The sequence below is a fragment of the Burkholderia metallica genome, from assembly GCF_001718555.1.
Taxonomy (GTDB): domain Bacteria; phylum Pseudomonadota; class Gammaproteobacteria; order Burkholderiales; family Burkholderiaceae; genus Burkholderia; species Burkholderia metallica.
In genome coordinates, this window is sequence record NZ_CP013401.1 from 1,618,491 (window position 1) to 1,637,093 (window position 18,603).

Annotated in this window: 16 protein-coding genes, 1 tRNA gene and 1 pseudogene; 12 read left to right on the forward strand and 6 right to left on the reverse strand. The window is 65.1% G+C overall.

Annotation, left to right across the window (positions count from 1 at the left end; translation table 11 throughout):
• Positions 1-205: 205 nt before the first annotated feature.
• Positions 206-973 (reverse strand): tyrosine-protein phosphatase, encoded by a 768-nt coding sequence (locus WJ16_RS07185; RefSeq protein ID WP_236858191.1) that lies wholly within the window; start codon positions 971-973, stop codon positions 206-208.
• Positions 974-1,538: 565 nt separating this feature from the next.
• Between WJ16_RS07185 and WJ16_RS07190 the strand changes: the two genes are divergently transcribed.
• From WJ16_RS07190 to WJ16_RS07200, 3 genes are all read left to right on the forward strand, one after another.
• Positions 1,539-1,615: transfer RNA gene (locus WJ16_RS07190), tRNA-Pro, on the forward strand.
• A gap of 141 nt (positions 1,616-1,756) precedes the next feature.
• Complete coding sequence (gene bamC / locus WJ16_RS07195; protein WP_069256466.1) at positions 1,757-2,965, forward strand: outer membrane protein assembly factor BamC; 1,209 nt, start codon at positions 1,757-1,759, stop codon at positions 2,963-2,965.
• 528 nt (positions 2,966-3,493) lie between these two features.
• On the forward strand, positions 3,494-3,784 hold the full coding sequence (locus WJ16_RS07200; protein ID WP_069256467.1) for a putative quinol monooxygenase: 291 nt from the start codon (positions 3,494-3,496) through the stop codon (positions 3,782-3,784).
• 39 nt (positions 3,785-3,823) lie between these two features.
• Here the strand turns inward: WJ16_RS07200 and WJ16_RS07205 are convergent, their stop codons facing one another.
• The 3 genes from WJ16_RS07205 to WJ16_RS07215 form a co-directional block, all read right to left on the reverse strand.
• Positions 3,824-4,081 (reverse strand): hypothetical protein, encoded by a 258-nt coding sequence (locus tag WJ16_RS07205; RefSeq protein ID WP_021162409.1) that lies wholly within the window; start codon positions 4,079-4,081, stop codon positions 3,824-3,826.
• 136 nt (positions 4,082-4,217) lie between these two features.
• Positions 4,218-4,496, reverse strand: coding sequence for a hypothetical protein (locus WJ16_RS07210; protein ID WP_011351789.1), 279 nt, complete (start codon positions 4,494-4,496; stop codon positions 4,218-4,220).
• 220 nt (positions 4,497-4,716) lie between these two features.
• Entirely contained in the window at positions 4,717-5,433 is a 717-nt protein-coding gene (locus WJ16_RS07215; protein ID WP_069256468.1) for a YdcF family protein, read from the reverse strand.
• A 157-nt stretch (positions 5,434-5,590) separates the two neighbouring features.
• On the opposite strand from WJ16_RS07215, the gene WJ16_RS07220 reads away from it, so the two are divergent.
• Entirely contained in the window at positions 5,591-5,908 is a 318-nt protein-coding gene (locus tag WJ16_RS07220; protein WP_048020764.1) for a hypothetical protein, read from the forward strand.
• Positions 5,909-6,105: 197 nt separating this feature from the next.
• Here the strand turns inward: WJ16_RS07220 and WJ16_RS07225 are convergent, their stop codons facing one another.
• Complete coding sequence (locus WJ16_RS07225; RefSeq protein ID WP_069256469.1) at positions 6,106-6,357, reverse strand: hypothetical protein; 252 nt, start codon at positions 6,355-6,357, stop codon at positions 6,106-6,108.
• Between the two features lie 202 nt (positions 6,358-6,559).
• Positions 6,560-6,955: pseudogene (locus WJ16_RS07230) on the reverse strand (transposase); the annotation flags it as partial.
• A 431-nt stretch (positions 6,956-7,386) separates the two neighbouring features.
• Between WJ16_RS07230 and WJ16_RS07235 the strand changes: the two are divergent.
• From WJ16_RS07235 to rbfA, 8 genes are all read left to right on the forward strand, one after another.
• Entirely contained in the window at positions 7,387-8,289 is a 903-nt protein-coding gene (locus WJ16_RS07235; RefSeq protein ID WP_069256470.1) for a LysR family transcriptional regulator, read from the forward strand.
• Between the two features lie 85 nt (positions 8,290-8,374).
• Entirely contained in the window at positions 8,375-9,577 is a 1,203-nt protein-coding gene (locus WJ16_RS07240) for a pyridoxal phosphate-dependent aminotransferase (protein WP_069256471.1), read from the forward strand.
• A gap of 272 nt (positions 9,578-9,849) precedes the next feature.
• Positions 9,850-10,881, forward strand: a complete 1,032-nt coding sequence (gene scpB, locus WJ16_RS07245) for an SMC-Scp complex subunit ScpB (RefSeq protein ID WP_069256472.1) — start codon at positions 9,850-9,852, stop codon at positions 10,879-10,881.
• A gap of 60 nt (positions 10,882-10,941) precedes the next feature.
• The gene (gene rluB, locus WJ16_RS07250) at positions 10,942-12,705 is read left to right on the forward strand and encodes a 23S rRNA pseudouridine(2605) synthase RluB (protein WP_069256473.1); all 1,764 of its coding nucleotides are present in this window, start codon (positions 10,942-10,944) and stop codon (positions 12,703-12,705) included.
• 444 nt (positions 12,706-13,149) lie between these two features.
• Positions 13,150-13,608, forward strand: coding sequence for a ribosome maturation factor RimP (gene rimP / locus WJ16_RS07255; protein ID WP_014897219.1), 459 nt, complete (start codon positions 13,150-13,152; stop codon positions 13,606-13,608).
• Positions 13,608-15,083, forward strand: coding sequence for a transcription termination factor NusA (gene nusA / locus WJ16_RS07260; protein WP_006476166.1), 1,476 nt, complete (start codon positions 13,608-13,610; stop codon positions 15,081-15,083). Before rimP ends, nusA begins: the two co-directional genes overlap by 1 nt.
• A gap of 91 nt (positions 15,084-15,174) precedes the next feature.
• A complete protein-coding gene (gene infB / locus WJ16_RS07265; protein ID WP_069256474.1) occupies positions 15,175-18,093 on the forward strand; it encodes a translation initiation factor IF-2 in 2,919 nt (972 codons plus the stop codon).
• Positions 18,094-18,207: 114 nt separating this feature from the next.
• A complete protein-coding gene (gene rbfA, locus WJ16_RS07270) occupies positions 18,208-18,603 on the forward strand; it encodes a 30S ribosome-binding factor RbfA (RefSeq protein WP_069256475.1) in 396 nt (131 codons plus the stop codon).

Below are 18,603 nucleotides of genomic sequence, written 5' to 3' on the forward strand. Positions count from 1 at the left end.
CTGCGGGACAATGGATTCGGGGTGGTCGGGCGGCCGGATCAAACGGTCGTTTGGTTTGCGCGGGCGGTCGTTGGCGGCTTCCGTCGACGCAGGGGAAATCCGCGCGCGCCTTGGCCGGCAAGGGTTTCGCCGGATGAGAGGGGCGGCGGCCGCCGCGATCGAAGTGCGGATGCGATCCGGCCCCGCCGCGGCGGCTCAGGGCTCGTCACACCAGCATGTGCTGCCGGATTGCGTCGAGCGCCGCGTGGTCGAGTTGCAGGCCGTTCGCGATATACGACGTCATCGAGCCGTACGACGCGGTGACCTGATCGAATGCCGCCAGCAGATAGTCGGCGTGCGCACCTTGCAGCGCGGTCATCATGGCTGCCGCATTTTGCCCGCCGGCTTTTTGCGCTTGCGCGACCGAGGCGGCGATTTCCGATGCGCTGTAGACGTTGGTCAGCAGGTAGTCGGCGAGTATCGTCTGTTCGGAAACACCTAGGATCGTGTGCAGAACGACTGTCGCCCAGCCGGTACGGTCCTTGCCGGCCGTGCAGTGGAAAACCAGGTTGTCGCCGGAGGCGGCGAAGCCGGTGAAGAGTGCGTGATAGCTGGCATGCGCGGTGTCCGACGTGACGAACGCGCGATACATGCTCGACATGAATGCCGTCGCGGTTGCGCCGGTGGTCGGGATCGGATCGATGCTGGCGGCTCCGAGCACGTTGAGGTTTTGCCAGGTGGCGCCGGTCAGCGGCACATCCGGTTGCGTCTTGATCTCGGCGGGCGTGCGCAGGTCGCAGACCTGCCTGATGCCGAGTGTGTCGACGGTGGCGACGTCTGCGGAGGACAACGCGAGCGCCGATGAGCGATAGATCACGCCTTTCTTCATCTTCGCGCCGCTCGTCGTCACGTAGCCGGTTCCGTCCGGACCGGCCGTGTCGCGAAAATTCGATGCGGAACTCAGCCGCGGCGTCGTGACCGGTGCGACCGACATCGAGTCGCCTCCGCATGCCGACAGCAGCGACGCGCTTCCCAGCGCCACGCCTATCGTGCCGGCGCCCAGCCGGAGAAAATGTCGACGGGAAATTTCGTTTTTCTGATGCATTCAATGCCCTTAGACGGAGACGGTTACGAGACGTCGCGACCGCGGCGGTGACCGGGCCGCCCGCCGTATCACGCGCGACGCGGCAAAGCCGGGCGGGCCGGATCGATCGGCATGCAGTCGGACGGTTCGCCCGCGCGCATCGATTTCGCGCGGGGTAACCGCACGGTAGCGATTCGCGGCGCAGCGGCCATCGTCCTTTTCGACTAGGGGGGAATGCGGGTGGCCGGTGTAGGAGGGGCGGCAGCGGCGAGGCAAGATCGGCGGCAACGGCTGTATCGACCTAAAGCACAGTCGCCATCACGGGGAAGCGTCGTGGCTCTCAAGGGAAGTCGACGTACTGGGTGCGAGCGTGGGCGGCGATCACCCGTCACGCTAAAAAACTTCACAAGAATAGTCACAAAATGCATGCGACCCGTTCTAAATCGGAAAACTGTCTGTTATAATTTTTTTCTTTCGGGGCGTAGCGCAGCCTGGTAGCGTACCTGCATGGGGTGCAGGTGGTCGGAGGTTCAAATCCTCTCGCCCCGACCAGACAAGAACCCGCGTCAGCATCAGGCTGACGCGGGTTTTTTCTTGCCCGTCGCTTTTTTGCACATCGCGGCGCGGCCCCGGTAAAATGCAAGGTTGATCCACGGAAAGCGCCGTGATTTAGCGGAAGAGGATTCCCCGAACATGACTGATCTTCGTCTTACCATGCGGTTCGCTGCAGTGCTCGCCACCGGCGCGCTCGTTGCCGGTTGCGGTACGTCGTCGCCCACGAAAGTGGACTACAAGAGCGATTCGAAATCGAAGGAAGCGTCGCTCGCAGTGCCGCCCAACATGCTGGACGAGACGGCCGATCAGCGTTCGCTGCCGCCCCAGGGCGGCGCGACATCCCTGTCCGCGCTTCAGCAGGTCCAGCAGGCGGCGCCCGCGCTGGACACGGTCGCTCCGGCCGTGGCCGGCATGCATATCCAGCGCGACGGTACCGAGAGCTGGCTCGTGATCGACGGCAAGCAACCGGCCGACGTCTGGCCGCAGGTTCGGCGTTTCTGGCAGGAGCAGGGCTTCCTGCTCGTCGTCGACCAGCGCGACAAGGGCGTGATGGAAACCGACTGGAACGAAACCCATCCGCAGATCAACGATGGCCTGATCCGCAGCGTGATCTCGAAGGCGATGGGCAACTCGTACGTGACGGCCGAGCGTAACAAGTACCGTACGCGCCTCGATTCGGCGCCGAACGGCGGCACCTATGTGTTCATCAGCCAGAAGGGCATGCGCGAGGCGATCACGGGCGCGAACAACGATTCGAGCAAGTGGGAACCGAAGCCGAACGATCCGGCGCTCGAGACCGAATACCTGAAGCGGTTGATGGCCGTCCTCGCCCAGAACGAGCAGCGCGCGAAGAACGGCGAGCCGCCGATCGCGAACATCAAGGACAACACGGTACCGAAGGACAAGAAGGCCGACACCGACGCATCGTCGAAGGCAGCGGCTGCGATTGCCGCGCAGAACGTCAGCCGCACGTCGGCGCAAGGCAACGATATGGCCGACGCCGCCGTGCCGTCGGAAGTCACGCTTGGCGAGCCGTACGACCGGTCCTGGCTACATGTCGGTCTCGCGCTCGATCGCGCGAACTTCACGGTCGACGATCGCGATCGCTCGAAGGGCCTGTATTTCGTGCGCTATGTCGATCCGAAGGATCTGAGTTCAGCCGAGCAGGGCTTCTGGAGCCAACTGTTCCACGGCAAGAAGGAAAAGCAGGCGAAGCAGTACCGTGTCAACGTGAAGGCGCTTACCGCAGACCAGACGCGTGTCGCGGTCGTCGACGATGCGGGTGCGATCGACACGTCGTCGCCCGCTCGCCAGATCATGGGGCTGCTCGTGAATCAGCTCCGCTGATTTTCGCCGGTTCTCCGCACCAAGAAAAAGCCCGCCACATGGCGGGCTTTTTCTTGGTCGCTCGCCGTCCCGCGTGTGTGGGTCGGCGATTCGTCCCTCCTCGTGACGTTACGTAACATCCGCGCGTTACGGCGGCAGATCACGTGTCACATTGTCGATGATCAAAAAATTGTCGTTATAAATCAAAGGGGTGTCTGGATATCCATGGCTGGCACGCAACCTGCTTTATATGTTGGAATGGTTGATGCAGGGAGGATGGCGTCAGATACCGGGGGAGCGCCGCAAGCGCTCGATCAACGGTATCGACGTATTCGAATGCCGACGCGACAAGCGTCGGCGCAACTGATGATGATCCGCGCGCCGGCGTGCGGATCCCGATGGCCCCGTCGCCTATCCTCGTAGGGCGACGGTTTCGCCCGCGCTTCTCTGAAGCGCGGGCTATTTTTTTGGGGCCTCCGGCGGTGCCGCGCCGACGCAGCCGATGCGTGATGCGCGTATTCTCGTACTTTTCGAGATGAGGGGGCGGGAATGGCGGAAATCGCAGTCGTGGCGCTGATCGTGGCGAAGCCGGGCGCGGAGGAGCAGTTGCGTGCCCAGCTCGAAGGAATCGTCGAGCCGACCCGCAACGAGGCAGGGGCATTGCAGTACGACCTGCATCGGGACTTGAAGGAGCCTGCGCGGTTCGTATTCGTCGAGCGGTGGGAGAGCGAGGAAGCGCTGGCTGCGCATGCGCGTTCCGCGCATATTCTCGCTTATCGCGAAGCGGCCGCGGACTGGATCGAGCGCTCCGAAATCCGCGTGCTGTCGAAGCTCGTCTGAGCGGGGCGAGGCGACCGGACGTGCCGGTCGCGGGGTGCGTCAGTGCGACGTGTTGGGGACGTCGAGTATCAGGATGATCGTCCAGTCGGCGTCGCCGTCGTGATGGTACTGGCGCTCGGCGACGATGAACGGTTGCTGCTTGCCCTGCGGGCCGAGGAACAGCACGTCGCCCTCCATCGGCAGGCACTCGATCGGCGGCAGCGCGAGGAACGCGTCGGCCGAGCCGCGGGGCATCAGTTGCTTGATCTGGCGAGTGGCGGCTTCGGTCCACTCGATGTCGAGTTGAATGTTGCTCATGCTGTCCTCCGCACCGGGGTGCGCACGGGTGGAAAATTTCGGTGCGCGACTTTAGCACAGCGCGCGGGCGCCGCAACCAAAAAAGCCGAACCCGGTTGCCCGGATTCGGCTCTTCGCTTGTGCGGTGCAGCCGAACTTACTGGCTGGCGGCGTCTGCGGCCTTGGCAGCCTTCTTGCCGGCCTTCTTCGCGGCAGCCTTGTGGTGAGCAGCCTTCTTGCCGTGGTGATGCTCTTCCTGCATCGCCGGCTGGGCGGCTTCGGCCGCTTGCTGCTGCTGCAGCGCCTGTGCGCGTTGCTCGATCTCGGAGATCTTCGCCGGATCGGTAATCGTCTTGATTTCCGTGCTCTCTTGCGCATACGCTGCGCCAGTCAGCGCCGACATCGCTACCAGGATAGCCAGGGACGTCTTCTTCATTGCTTTACCTCCGCTAAGTGGTGATGAACCCGAGTGTTGCCGTTTTGTCTGGCGACTGAAATCGAGTGCGTGTCGAGTGTAACAAAAGTGACGGATCAATGTGCATCGGATCGTGGCGCGACGCAAGGCCCCGTTGAAGTCGCGCAACACTTCGCATACTGCGTCACGCGCGTGCCATCGTCGTCGCCGCCGTCATTTCCACCCCGGTTTTACGCGGCCATCAAAACCACCCGAGCCGTCGATAGACATGAAACTGCGCGATGCCGACCAGTTCGTGCAGCGCCTGCTCGGCGTCGGCCAGATTGCGCCAGCGCGGCAACCAGCCCGTCTGCGCGCGACGGCGATTCGCATAAACGGGCTGCGGGTCGATCCCGAAACGGCGGAAATCGAGCAGCGCGCGACGCATCTGATACGACGAAGTAACGAGAATGCGCGCGTCGTCATACTGTGAGCGTAGTATAGACGCAGTGAATTTCGCATTTTCGTAGGTTGTGCGGCTGGCCGGTTCCAGCACGAGGTCGGCGGGAGCGACACCTTCGGCGACGAGTTGGCGCCCGTAGACAGCCGCCTCGGTGTCGCCGTGATGCTGCGGGTCGCCGCCCGACATCACCACGGTGCACCGCTCGGCCTGCTGGCGGCAGACGCGGTAGAGCGCCGCGACCTTGTGGATGCGGGCGGCGCCGTCGGGTGGTGGCCGCAGCCCGGTGTCGGTGCGTCGCGTTCCGGCGCCGATGAGAATCAGCGTGGTGCGCCCGTGCATGTCCGGGTGTTCGACGGGTATGACGCCGGCCTCGGTCCAGGCGATCAGCGGCGCGGCGAGCCAGCCTGTCGCGAGCAGCCAGAACAGCGCAACGGCGGCGATCAGGATGATTCGCCGCAGCTTGCGACAGAGCATGAAACAGATGAAGAGAAGTACAAATGAATCGAACAGAATCAATTTGATTGGGGTATGGTGTCTTTTTATGGACGGCTGACGATCCGGCCCTGACGCGATGCCGAACGTCGGCCTCCAGAATCGGTGGCGGTAGCGGCGGGCGGAGACCCCGCCCGGCACACCGCTTCGCATTGTCGCTGCACTTTAAGAAAGAATCGAGATGGCCACGTATTCCAACGAAGCGGTGCTCGACGCATTGAGACGAGTGCAGTACCGCCAGGTACCGTGGGCACGCCGCCCGGGTGTGTTCGAGTATCTCCGTTCGCTCGGGCTGATGGACACGGTCAGGCAGAAAACCGTCGCCCCCGCGCCCGGTTTTCATGCACCGGTCGACATTGCCGTGCTGACCGAAACCGGTCGAGCCGAATTCTCGCGCCTCGAGCGCGACGAGAAATTACTTTCCTGGACTGATCGCCGCATGGCCGACTACGCATTGAGCGAAGCGAGTGCCGTGGCGATTCTCGAAAGCCGCCTGTAGCAGCCGGTCATCCCGCCGCCCGCATGGTACGCATGCGGGCGGCGACGTTCAAAAAAAAGCCCGTATCGCGAAGATACGGGCGTACCGGATACTTATGCTGTTGCCACGCTGTGCTCATGGCAACGTTGTGACTCGTCACATCCGGCGCAGTTCCCTGTCGCCGGCATTTTCTTTGGCGAATCCTGAAACCGGCACGACTACGGATGGCGCGGTCCGTCCGACGGCTGCGAGCCGATGCGCGCTCGCGCGTTGCTGGCGATGTCGCCGCGCAGGTCGCCGCGCGGCACGGTCTGCTGGCTGGACGAATTGGCGGGCGGTGGCTGGCGGAGCGTGTTCCGGTGATCCTGCTGACGATGGGGCGGCTTCGCGCGATCGTCGGCATGGGCGGGAGCGGACAACGCCACGGAAATGACAATGCCGCATGCGACGAGCAGTGACATTGGTTTCATGGCGGGGGCTCCCTTCAAGCCGTCGCTGCGGCCTGTTGATATGTCGCTAAGGTAAGCGCGGGAGTGCAGGCTTGCTGTAAATATTAGTAAATAGATGTATCGCGGCACGACAACGGTAATCGTCGGCAACGCAGGCACCGCGAACAAACCGCGTCGCGAAAAGAAACCGGGCGGCCGAAGCCGCCCGATCGAGCATTCGTTACGCCATCTTGACGGGCGCGCGCCAGGATTCCGGATTGGTCCAGAAGGCGCCGCGCAGCCGGTCGCGGCTCGGCGGGGCAGGCGGCTTCGCCGCGCTTGCGCCGATGCGTCCGCGCAGGGAGATCTGCCGGCCGCTCGTGCCGAGTCGCTTCACGATTTCGGCGAGCGTGCCGTCGGCCTGCCATTCGTCGAAGCGACGGCGGCAAGTCGGCGGCGACGGATAGCGGCCCGGCAGCTTCGACCAGCCTTCACCTGTCGACAGCACCCACAGCACGGCATTCACCACCGAGCGGGCTTCCACGCGGGGGCGGCCGCGCCGCTCACTCCGTGCGGGTTCCGAGCAAAACAGACCTTCGACCAGCGCCCACTCGTTATCTCTCAAATCGTCGAACAGCATCATGTCCTCACCTCAGCGAAGCTAACTCCGGTGCGCTGCCCTGCGCCGCGCACTCTTCAAGCACTCGATCGTCGAGTGCCGGGTGGGGGCGTCCGGTTGGCCGGCAGCGGCGTTTCTGCTCTTCCGTCCGACGAAACCTGCGCCCTGTGCGCAAGGTAATGCACGAAGCGTGCCATGTCAGAGGTCATTCCCTCGAGAGCCGCTTGGCAGCGAGCTAACGGCTAAGTCAGCTAGGGGCGTATAAGACGCCAAAATAACCCGCCAGCAAATCGGGACAATCACCAATCTTGTGCAATTCGCCCGCGCTACGTGCGTTTGCGCACGTATTGCACCGCAGCGAAACATGTGGAACCGGTGCCTGATTCGCACATCGAGGCCGGATTCACGCATTAGAATCGCGCATCGATATCGACGATTGATGAGGTCGGGAAATGAACGTCACGCTGCGCCAGCTTCGCGTGTTCATCGAGGTCGCGCGGCTCAAGAGCTTCAGTCGCGCGGGCGACGAGATCGGGCTCACGCAGTCCGCAGTCAGCCGCTGCGTGCGCGAGCTCGAGGCCGAGCTCGGGTTGAAGCTGATCGACCGCACGACGCGCGACGTGCAACTGACCGACGTCGGCGCGAACCTGATCGCGAGCGTGTCGCGCCTGCTCGACGATCTCGACGACACGTTGCGCGAGATTCGCGAGATTGGCGAGCAGCGCCGCGGGCGCGTGATCGTCGCGGCCAGCCCGACGATCGCATGCCGGCTGATGCCGCGCGTGGTGGCGTCGTGCGAGCGCCAGTTTCCGTTCGTGACGCTGGGCCTGCGCGACGACGTGCAGAGCGACGTGCTGCGCAAGGTGAAATCGAGCGAGGTCGATTTCGGCGTCGTGATCGGGCCGCTCGCGGTTGCCGATCTCGTCTGCGAATCGCTGATGACCGATTCGTTCTGCCTGGTCGCGCGCGCCGACCATCCGCTCGCGGCGCGTGCCGAGGTGCCCTGGACGGCACTGGACGGCGAGCGTCTCGTCCTCCTCGATCACGCGTCGGGAAGCCGGCCGCTGATCGATGCCGCGCTGGCCGCCCATCACGTCAATGCGACGGTCATGCAGGAGCTCGGGCATTCTGCGACCGTATTCGGACTCGTCGAGGCCGGTGTCGGCGTAAGCGTGCAGCCGTGGCTGTCGCTGCCGCTGCCTGCCGGTTCGACGCTCGTCGCGCGGCCGCTCACGCCGCGCACCGAGCGTACGGTCGAGCTGGTGCGCCGCCGCGACCGGTCGCTGTCCCCCGCGGCGCAGGCGATCTGGGAGCTCGTGCGGCAGATGCCGGCGAGGGCGGAGGATCTCGACTGACGCGCGCCAGCGCGCATCGACGCGTGCCGGTGCGGCTCGCGGGCCGGTACACTACGCGGATCGTGTTCCTCGATGGCGGTACTCGATGGTGCATTCCGCAGATTCTCATCCGGTAGCCGGTGCGCCGGCAGCGCGCGACGCGGTGCACGCGTTGCGTCCGTCGCTGATCCGGGAAGTGGCCAACGCCGGCTTCGGCGTACCCGACATGCTGCCGTTCTGGTTCGGCGAATCCGATCGCGTGACGCCGGATTTCATCCGCGACGCGGCGGCCGCCGCGCTGCGCGATGGCGCGACCTTCTATACGCACAACCTCGGGACCGCACCGCTGCGCGACGCGATCGCGACTTACGTCAGCGCGCGTCATGGTACAACGGCGGCCGATGCCGTGGCCGTGACGAGTTCGGGCGTGAGCGCACTGATGCTGGCCGCGCAAATGCTGGTCGGTCCGGGCGAGCGCGTCGTCGCGGTCACGCCGCTGTGGCCGAATCTCGTCGAAATTCCGAAGATCCTCGGCGCGCAGGTCGAATGCGTGCCGCTCGGCTATGGCGATGCGGGCTGGCAGCTCGATGTCGGGCGCCTGCTCGCGGCGCTGACGCCCGATACGCGGATGCTGCTGATCAACTCCCCGAACAATCCGACCGGTTGGACGATGTCGCGCGACGACCAGCAAGCCGTGCTTGCCCATTGCCGCCGCCACGGCATCTGGCTGGTTGCCGACGAAGTGTACGAGCGGCTCGCGTTCGGCGCGGGCGGCGCGCCGTCGTTCCTCGATATCGCGTCGCGCGACGAGCGCGTCGTGGTCGTGAATTCGTTCTCGAAAGCATGGGCGATGACGGGCTGGCGCCTGGGGTGGCTCGTTGCGCCGGCAGCGGTGATGGACGATCTTTCGAAACTCGTCGAATACAACACGTCGTGCGCGCCGGGCTTCGTGCAGGCCGCGGGTGAAGTCGCGTTGCGCGACGGCGAACCGTTCGTCCAGTCGTTCGCCGCGGCGCTGCGCGATGCGCGCGATCACCTGGTGGCCGCGCTGCGCACGCTGCCGGGCGTCGAGGTGCCGCCTCCGCCGGGCGCGATGTACCTGTTCCTGCGTCTGCCGGGCGCGGCCGACAGCCTGGCGTTCTGCAAGACATTGGTGCGCGACGCGGGGCTCGGTCTTGCGCCCGGGCGCGCTTTCGGCCCGGAGGGGGAAGGGTTCGTGCGCTGGAGCTATGCCTGCGATCCGGCGCGGCTCGATGCGGGCGTCGAGCGGCTGCGCCGCTTCCTCGCGCGCGGTGCGACCCCCCGCTGAAGCGGGGCCGGAGCGGAGTCGGCGGCCCGGTGGCGGCGCGCTCCGCTCATCTTTACGCACCGGGCAATTTTGCGTAATATGGCGCTCAGTCACGCGGTTCCGTCGTTGAGCCGCGCTGTTCCGTCCGGTTTGGGCCTGGCCTGAAGTTGGTTCGCCGCCCCCGGTTCGTGCTCCCATCAATATGACCGATCAGAATCGGGCGAGCGCGTCTTCCGTTCCTTTCGTCTGTTTGTTGATCCGGTTCGTTTGACCACAGGGTCTGGCCTAGCTGCATGAATACCCAAGAGGCGAAGATCGTCCTCGAGACTGCTTTGATCTGCGCGCAGGAACCGCTGAAACTCGGCGATTTGCGCAAGCTCTTTGCCGACGGCGTGTCGGCTGACACGGTCCGCACGTTGCTCGAAGATCTGAAACAGGATTGGTCCGGCCGCGGCGTCGAACTGGTGGCGCTGGCGACCGGATGGCGCTTCCAGAGCAAGCCGGCGATGCGTCACTATCTGGATCGCCTGCATCCCGAGAAGCCGCCGAAATATTCGCGTGCGGTGCTCGAAACGCTCGCGATCATCGCGTACCGGCAACCCGTCACGCGCGGCGATATCGAAGAGATTCGCGGTGTCACGGTCAATACGCAGGTGGTCAAGCAACTCGAGGATCGCGGCTGGATCGAGGTGATCGGTCATCGCGACGTGCCGGGGCGCCCGGCGCTGTATGCGACGACCAAGCAGTTCCTCGACGACCTCGGCCTGAAGGCCCTCGACGACCTGCCGGCGCTCGAAGAGCCGGCGGCGAACATCGAGGCGGCGCTGCTGGCGCAGCAGGCGATGGATTTCGACGAGGGCGTGCCGGTTGCCGGCGACGCAGCGGGCGATACGCCGCAAGCGGATGAGGCGGCCGCCGGTCAATCGGCGGAATGGCCGGATGATCCCGCGGCGGACGTCGCGTCGACGCAGGAAATCGCGAGTCGCGATACGCTCGAGGCTGATCGCGGGCAAACGGAACCATTGGAACAGGCTGGCGCCGAAGTAGTGCCGGCAGGCGTGCAGCCCGAGTCGCTGCGCGCGGATTGGAGCGAGGAAGATCGCAAGCCGGCTGCCGAAGCGGTTGCCGGAGACGGAGCGGAAGCGGCCGGCGACATGCCCGGCGAGGCTAGCCAGGCCGACGCCTCCCGTTCCCGTCCCGCGGACGGCGAGATGCTGGACGACACGTCCGACAGTCTTGCCGATGCCGTACGAAGCGCCAGTGCACCCATCGGTGCCGACGCGCTGCCGGACGACGAAGCAGAACCCGAACAGCGTCGCGCCTGATCGCGGCCAACTTCTTGCCGCGCCCGCGCCGGGCGCGAGACCTGACATTTTGAGGTTGTTTTGACAGATATCCACGATATTGAATCGTCCGCGCCTGCCGTGCAGGCAGCGCGTGCCGACGAGACACCGGAGCAGGGCGCTTCGGCCGAGGGTGGCGACGAGCGTCCCCGCCGCGGTCTGCGGCGAGGCCCGCGCAGCCTGATCGCGCGGCGGCGCGCGGCGGCCAAATCGAAGGGCGCCGAAGGCGAGCCGCAAGGCGGCGAAGGTGCCGACGTGCAGCCGGCCGAATCCGCTGACGCACAGCAACCGGCGCGTGCGCCGCGCAAGGAAGGTGCGGCCAAGGGCGGTCGCAAGCCGGCCGGCAAGCGTGAAGGCGCGGCAAAAGCCCAGGGCGCCTCGGGCGGCCAGGGTCGTCGCGGCGGCGCGTCGAAGGCTGAAGGCGGTGCGGCGAAGCCGGAAGGCGATGCGTCCCAGGACGAATTGTTCGCCTACGTGACGTCGCCGGCATTCGACGCGGACAATTCCGCGGGCGGCAGCGGCGTGCGTGCGCCGATGCTGCGTCGCGGCCGCAACCAGCCGGCGAACAAGCGCGTGCTATCGCCGGACGACGATGCGCCGAAGCTCCACAAGGTGCTGGCGGAAGCGGGCATGGGCTCGCGCCGCGAAATGGAAGAGCTGATCGTCGCCGGCCGCGTGTCGGTGAACGGAGAGCCCGCCCATATCGGCCAGCGCATCATGCCGACCGACCAGGTGCGGATCAACGGCAAGCCGGTCAAGCGCAAGCTGCCGAACAAGCCGCCGCGCGTGCTGCTGTATCACAAGCCGACGGGCGAGATCGTCAGCCACGCGGATCCGGAAGGCCGTCCGTCGGTGTTCGACCGCCTGCCGCCGATGAAGACGGCGAAATGGCTTGCGGTGGGCCGCCTCGACTTCAATACCGAAGGTCTGCTGATGCTGACGACGTCGGGCGACCTCGCGAACCGCTTCATGCATCCGCGCTACAGCGTCGAGCGCGAGTACGCGGTGCGCGTCGTCGGCGAACTGGCCGAAGGCATGCGGCAGAAGCTGCTGCACGGCGTCGAGCTCGACGACGGCCCGGCGAACTTCCTGCGCATCCGCGACGGCGGCGGCGAGGGCACGAACCACTGGTATCACGTCGCGCTGGCCGAAGGCCGCAACCGCGAAGTGCGCCGGATGTTCGAGGCGGTCGGCCTGATGGTGAGCCGGCTGATTCGTACGCGTCACGGCCCGATTCCGCTGCCGCGCGGCTTGAAGCGCGGCCGCTGGGAGGAGCTCGACGACGCACAGGTGCGCAAGCTGATGGCGACCGTCGGCCTGAAGGCGCCGTCCGAGGAAAAGGGTAAGCGCGGCGGTGCCGGCCAGGCCGAGCGTCGCCAGCCCGATCCGATGCAGACGTCGATGGGCTTCATCAGCCGTGAGCCGGTGCTGACGACGCACGGGCAGCTGGATCAGCCGCGTCGTGGCGGCGGTCGGCGCGGCGGCCCGGGCCTGCCGGGTCTGAGCGGCTACGGCAGCCTGCCGGTTGCGCCGTCGGGCTACGGCAATCGTGCCGGCGGCGGCCGTGACGGCAACCGTATGGGTGGTGGTCGCGACGGCAATCGCGTGGGGGGTGGCCGCGGCGACGTCGATGGCAATCGCGCGTCGTACGGAGCCGGTCCCAAGCGCGACAGCGCAGGCCCCAAGCGCGGCGGCGGCAAGGGCGGCAATCGCAACCCGAACGGCAATCGTGTAGACGGCGCCGGGAGCGGCGGCGGTCCGCGCGGCGGCCAGCGTCCGCAGCGCAGCCGCACGCGTAGCCGCTGAGCGCCGGGCATGCGGCGGCGCGATGTCTTCGCCTGCATGCCGATGGAATCGGCACCCGGCCGGCCTCGTCGGCGTAACGCCTTGCGTTCGTCGATTTCGACTGTCCATATGTCGCGCGGCTGCATCGCAGCCGGCGCGCCATGACGGCGCCGGTCGATCCGGCGCAGCCCGATTTCGCATTTTCGGGTTCGTAAAGGCGGACAACACGCTGCTTTTACCGTCTGGCTTGGCGTTTGCGCCAAAAATCGCTATAATCGCGGAGTCGCTGGGCGTACGGATTCAATGTGCGGCTCAGGTGCGACCACCAGTAATAGAAGATGGGCGTTCCGCCCATTTTTTTTTGCTGAAACGGTTAGGCATCTCGGGTAGCGCTTCCTGCGCCGGCTAAGGCGCGCGCCCGCGGGTGAATCGCGAGCGGCGGGCGCGAACACCTGAGAGGACACAGTGCAACTGACGGAACTGATAGAAACCACGGTCACCGGGCTCGGCTACGAGCTGGTGGATCTCGAGCGCACCGGGCGCGGCATGCTTTGCATCTATATCGATCAGCCTGCCGGCATCTCGCTCGAAGATTGCGAAAAGGTCACGCGTCAGCTCCAGCACGTCTTGACGGTCGAAAACATCGATTACGAACGGCTCGAAGTCTCGTCTCCGGGGCTCGACCGCCCGTTGAAGAAGCTGGCCGACTTCGAGCGCTTCGCCGGCAGTGAAGTCTCCGTGACCTTGAAAAAGCCGCTGGACGGGCGCAAGACGTACCGGGGCATTCTGCACGCGCCGAATGGCGAAACGATCGGTTTGGAATTTGAGAGGAAGAAGGGCGAGGCAGCCATGCTGGATTTCACGCTGGCCGATATCGACAAAGCCCGCCTGATTCCGCAAGTTGACTTTAGGAGCCGCAAATAATGAGTCGCGAAGTGTTGATGCTGGTGGATGCGCTGGCGCGCGAGAAAAACGTCGACAAGGATGTGGTGCTGGGCGCCCTCGAGGCTGCGCTCGCGTCCGCTTCCAAGAAGCTGTTCGACGAAGGCGCCGAAATCCGCGTCCATATCGATCGCGAAAGCGGCGAGCACGAAACCTTCCGTCGCTGGCTCGTCGTACCCGACGAGGCAGGCTTGCAGGAGCCGGATCGCGAGATCCTGCTGTTCGAAGCACGTGAGCAGAAGCCCGACGTCGAAGTCGGCGAGTATGTCGAGGAGCCGGTTCCGTCGATCGAGTTCGGCCGCATCGGTGCGCAGGCCGCCAAGCAGGTGATTCTGCAGAAGGTGCGCGACGCCGAACGCGAGCAGATCCTGAACGATTACCTCGAGCGCGGCGAAAAGATCATGACGGGTACGGTGAAGCGCCTGGACAAAGGCAACTTCATCGTCGAATCGGGCCGTGTCGAGGCGCTGCTGCGCCGCGATCAGCTGATCCCGAAGGAAAACCTGCGCGTGGGCGACCGCGTGCGTGCTTACATCGCGAAGGTCGACCGCACCGCGCGCGGCCCGCAGATCGAGCTGTCGCGTACCGCGCCCGAGTTCCTGATGAAGCTGTTCGAGATGGAAGTGCCGGAAATCGAGCAGGGTCTGCTCGAGATCAAGGCGGCTGCCCGTGACCCGGGCGTGCGCGCGAAGATCGGCGTCATCGCATACGACAAGCGGATCGATCCGATCGGCACCTGCGTCGGCATCCGCGGTTCCCGCGTGCAGGCCGTTCGCAACGAGCTCGGTGGCGAAAACATCGACATCGTGCTATGGTCGGAGGATCCCGCCCAGTTCGTGATCGGCGCGCTCGCGCCGGCAGCTGTCCAGTCGATTGTCGTCGATGAAGAAAAGCACTCGATGGACGTCGTCGTCGACGAGAACGAGCTGGCTGTCGCGATCGGCCGCAGTGGTCAGAACGTTCGCCTCGCAGGCGAACTGACCGGCTGGCAGATCAACATCATGACGCCGGACGAATCCGCCCTGAAGCAGGGTGAAGAGCGCGACCGGCTGCGTGCGCTGTTCATGGCGCGTCTCGACGTCGACGAAGAAGTTGCCGACATCCTGATCGACGAAGGCTTCACGAGCCTGGAAGAGATCGCGTACGTGCCGCTCAACGAAATGCTCGAAATCGAAGCGTTCGACGAGGACACCGTGCACGAACTGCGCAACCGCGCACGCGACGCGCTGTTGACGATGGCCATCGCGAACGAAGAAAAGGTCGAGAACGCAGCGCTGGATCTCAAGAGCCTCGACGGCATTACGCCGGAGCTGCTCGCGAAGCTGGCCGAACACGGCGTGCAGACGCGCGACGATCTCGCCGAACTGGCTGTAGATGAACTGGTCGACATGACCGGAATGGAAGAGGATGCCGCTAAGGCGTTGATCATGAAAGCACGTGAACATTGGTTCCAGTGAGAAATGACCATGGCGCACTGATTTGATGGCGGCCGTATGGCCTGACCCGATGCTAACCGCAAGGAATCGGTCCTTGCACTAAGAGGAATGAATGGCGAGTAACAACGTAGCCCAATTTGCCGCGGAACTGAAAATGCCTGCTGGTGTGCTGCTCGAACAGCTGCAGGCAGCGGGCGTCCAGAAAGCGAGTGAAGACGATGCGCTGTCCGAAACGGACAAGGCGCGTCTGCTCGATCATTTGCGCAAGTCGCATGGCGCAACCGACGGCGACAAGCGCAAGATCACGCTGACCCGCAAGCATACGTCGGAGATCAAGCAATCTGACGCGACGGGCAAGGCTCGCACCATTCAGGTCGAGGTCCGCAAGAAGCGTACGTTCGTCAAGCGCGACGACGTGAGCGAGGGTGCGGAACAGGGTCAGGCGCAGGTCGCCGAAGCGGACGACGATGCAGAACTGAAGCGTCGCGAGGAAGAGGCGCGCCGCGAGGCCGAGCTGCTCGAGAAGCAGGCGCAGGAACTTCGCGAGCGTCAGGAACGCCTCGAGCGCGAGGAAGCGGAACGCCGTGCCCGCGAGGAAGCAGCTGAAGCCGAGCGCCGTCGCGCCGAGCAAGAGGCGGCGGCGAAGCGTGCCGCGGCCGAAGCTGCAGCGGCACAGCAGCAGGCGGTCGCGCAGCAGGCGGCTGCAGCCGAGCAGGAAGCGGCGCCTACGCAGTCCGCGCAGGACGAAGCACGCGCAGCTGCCGAACGTGCGGCACAGCGCGAAGCGGCGAAGAAGGCCGAAGACGCTGCCCGCGAGGCGGCGGACAAGGCGCGCGCCGAGCAGGAAGAGATCAGCAAGCGTCGTGCGGCGGCAGAAGCCGAGGCGCGTGCGATTCGCGAAATGATGAACACGCCGCGCAAGGCCGTGGTCAAGGCAGTCGAGCCGCCGAAGCCGGTCGAGCCGCCGAAGCCGGCCGAAGCGAAGGGCACGCTGCACAAGCCGGCCAAGCCGGAAGGTGCGCAGGCGCGTCCGGCTGTGAAGAAGCCGGCCGGTGCGGCACCGGCCACGACGCAGGCGCCGGCCGGTGCGGGCGATCGCAACAAGAAGCCGGGCGCAGGCAAGGGCGGCTGGCAGGACGACGCGTCGAAGCGTCGCGGCATCAAGACGCGCGGCGATTCGAGCGGCGGCGTCGACCGCGGCTGGCGCGGCGGCCCGAAGGGTCGCGGCCGTCATCAGGACAGCGCATCGTCGTTCCAGGCGCCGACCGAGCCGATCGTCCGTGAAGTGCACGTGCCGGAAACCGTGTCGGTTGCCGATCTCGCACACAAGATGTCGATCAAGGCCTCCGAAGTCATCAAGGTGATGATGAAGATGGGCCAGATGGTCACGATCAACCAGGTGCTGGACCAGGAAACGGCGATGATCGTCGTCGAGGAACTGGGTCACCGCGCGGTTGCCGCGAAGCTGGACGATCCGGAAGCGCTGCTCGTCGAAGGCGAAACCAGCACCGATGCGGAGCAACTGCCGCGTCCGCCGGTCGTCACGGTGATGGGTCACGTCGACCACGGCAAGACCTCGCTGCTCGACCACATCCGCCGCGCGAAGGTTGCCGCGGGCGAAGCGGGCGGCATTACGCAGCATATCGGCGCTTATCACGTCGACACGCCGCGTGGCGTCATCACGTTCCTCGATACGCCGGGTCACGAAGCGTTCACGGCAATGCGTGCACGCGGTGCGAAGGCGACCGACATCGTGGTGCTGGTGGTGGCAGCCGACGACGGCGTGATGCCGCAGACGAAGGAAGCCATCGCCCACGCGAAGGCGGGTGGCGTGCCGATCGTCGTCGCGATCAACAAGATCGACAAGCCGGAAGCGAACCCCGATCGCGTCAAGCAGGAGCTGGTCGCGGAAGGCGTCGTGCCGGAAGAATACGGTGGCGATTCGCCGTTCGTGCCGGTTTCGGCAAAGACGGGCGCAGGCATCGACGATCTGCTCGAGAACGTGCTGCTGCAAGCCGAAGTGCTGGAACTGAAGGCACCGATCGAAGCGCCGGCCAAGGGCATCGTGATCGAAGCGAAGCTCGACAAGGGCAAGGGCCCGGTCGCGACGATCCTCGTGCAGTCCGGTACGCTGAACCGCGGCGACATCGTGCTGGCGGGTACGGCCTACGGCCGCGTACGTGCGATGCTCGACGAAAACGGCAAGCCGACGAAGGAAGCCGGCCCGTCGATCCCGGTCGAAATCCAGGGTCTGTCGGAAGTGCCGGGCGCGGGCGAGGAAGTGATCGTGCTGCCGGACGAGCGCAAGGCGCGTGAAATCGCGTTGTTCCGCCAGGGCAAGTTCCGCGACGTCAAGCTTGCGAAGCAGCAGGCCGCGAAGCTGGAAAGCATGCTCGAGCAGATGGGCGAAGGCGAAGTGCAGAACCTGCCGCTCATCATCAAGGCGGACGTGCAGGGTTCGCAGGAAGCACTCGTGCAGTCGCTGCTCAAGCTGTCGACCGACGAAGTGCGCGTGCAGATCGTGCACAGCGCGGTGGGCGGCATCAGCGAAAACGACGTCAACCTCGCAACGGCATCGAAGGCCGTCATCATCGGCTTCAACACGCGTGCGGATGCACAGGCACGCAAGCTGGCCGAAGCGAACGGCATCGATATCCGCTACTACAACATCATCTACGACGCAGTGGATGAGGTGAAGGCGGCGATGTCGGGCATGCTGGCGCCGGAGAAGCGCGAAGTCATCACCGGCATGGTCGAAGTGCGCCAGGTCTTCAAGGTACCGAAGGTCGGCACGGTCGCAGGCTGTATGGTCACGGACGGCATCGTCAAGCGCTCGTCGTCGGTACGCGTGCTGCGCAACAACGTCGTGATCTTCACGGGCGAACTCGAATCGCTGAAGCGCTTCAAGGACGACGTGAAGGAAGTGAAGCAAGGCTTCGAGTGCGGTATGTCGGTGAAGAACTTCAACGACGTCATCGAAGGCGACCAGTTCGAAGTCTTCGAAGTGACCGAAGTCGCGCGTACGCTGTAACCCTCGCGCATCGGCTCATGGGCGGGGCAGGCTTGGGCCTGTCCCGCCCATTTTCATGGTGGCGTGCCTACATTGGCCGCCGCTTCATCCTGATAAACGGATCACGGATCGATCATGTCCAGGAAACGCACTTCCCCCAATCGCAACGTGCAGATCGCTGACCAGATTCAGCGCGATCTGTCGGAGCTCATCATGCGCGAGGTCAAGGATCCGCGCATCGGCATCGTGACCATCCAGAGCGTGGAACTCACGCCGGATTACGCACACGCGAAGGTCTACTTCACCGCGTTGACCGGCGATCCGGCCAAGACGCAGGAAGCGCTGAACCACGCGTCGGGTCACTTGCACAACCTGTTGTTCAAGCGTCTGCACATCCATACGGTGCCGACGCTGCATTTCCACTACGACCAGACGATCGAGAAGGCCGTGGAGATGTCGCGTCTGATCAAGGAAGCGAACTCGACACGCGCGAAGGACGACGAGGCCGACGCGGCCGCCAAGGACGACTGA

Coding starts and splice junctions, on each gene's coding strand:
- WJ16_RS07235 (WP_069256470.1), top strand. CDS start 7,387: ATGAACGTCACGCTGCGCCAGCTTCGCGTGTTCATCGAGGTCGCGCGG.
- WJ16_RS07225 (WP_069256469.1), bottom strand. CDS start 6,357: ATGAAACCAATGTCACTGCTCGTCGCATGCGGCATTGTCATTTCCGTG.
- bamC (WP_069256466.1), top strand. CDS start 1,757: ATGACTGATCTTCGTCTTACCATGCGGTTCGCTGCAGTGCTCGCCACC.
- nusA (WP_006476166.1), top strand. CDS start 13,608: ATGAGTCGCGAAGTGTTGATGCTGGTGGATGCGCTGGCGCGCGAGAAA.
- WJ16_RS07200 (WP_069256467.1), top strand. CDS start 3,494: ATGGCGGAAATCGCAGTCGTGGCGCTGATCGTGGCGAAGCCGGGCGCG.
- WJ16_RS07185 (WP_236858191.1), bottom strand. CDS start 973: ATGTCGGTCGCACCGGTCACGACGCCGCGGCTGAGTTCCGCATCGAAT.
- rbfA (WP_069256475.1), top strand. CDS start 18,208: ATGTCCAGGAAACGCACTTCCCCCAATCGCAACGTGCAGATCGCTGAC.
- WJ16_RS07205 (WP_021162409.1), bottom strand. CDS start 4,081: ATGAGCAACATTCAACTCGACATCGAGTGGACCGAAGCCGCCACTCGC.
- WJ16_RS07240 (WP_069256471.1), top strand. CDS start 8,375: ATGGTGCATTCCGCAGATTCTCATCCGGTAGCCGGTGCGCCGGCAGCG.
- WJ16_RS07210 (WP_011351789.1), bottom strand. CDS start 4,496: ATGAAGAAGACGTCCCTGGCTATCCTGGTAGCGATGTCGGCGCTGACT.
- infB (WP_069256474.1), top strand. CDS start 15,175: ATGGCGAGTAACAACGTAGCCCAATTTGCCGCGGAACTGAAAATGCCT.
- WJ16_RS07220 (WP_048020764.1), top strand. CDS start 5,591: ATGGCCACGTATTCCAACGAAGCGGTGCTCGACGCATTGAGACGAGTG.
- scpB (WP_069256472.1), top strand. CDS start 9,850: ATGAATACCCAAGAGGCGAAGATCGTCCTCGAGACTGCTTTGATCTGC.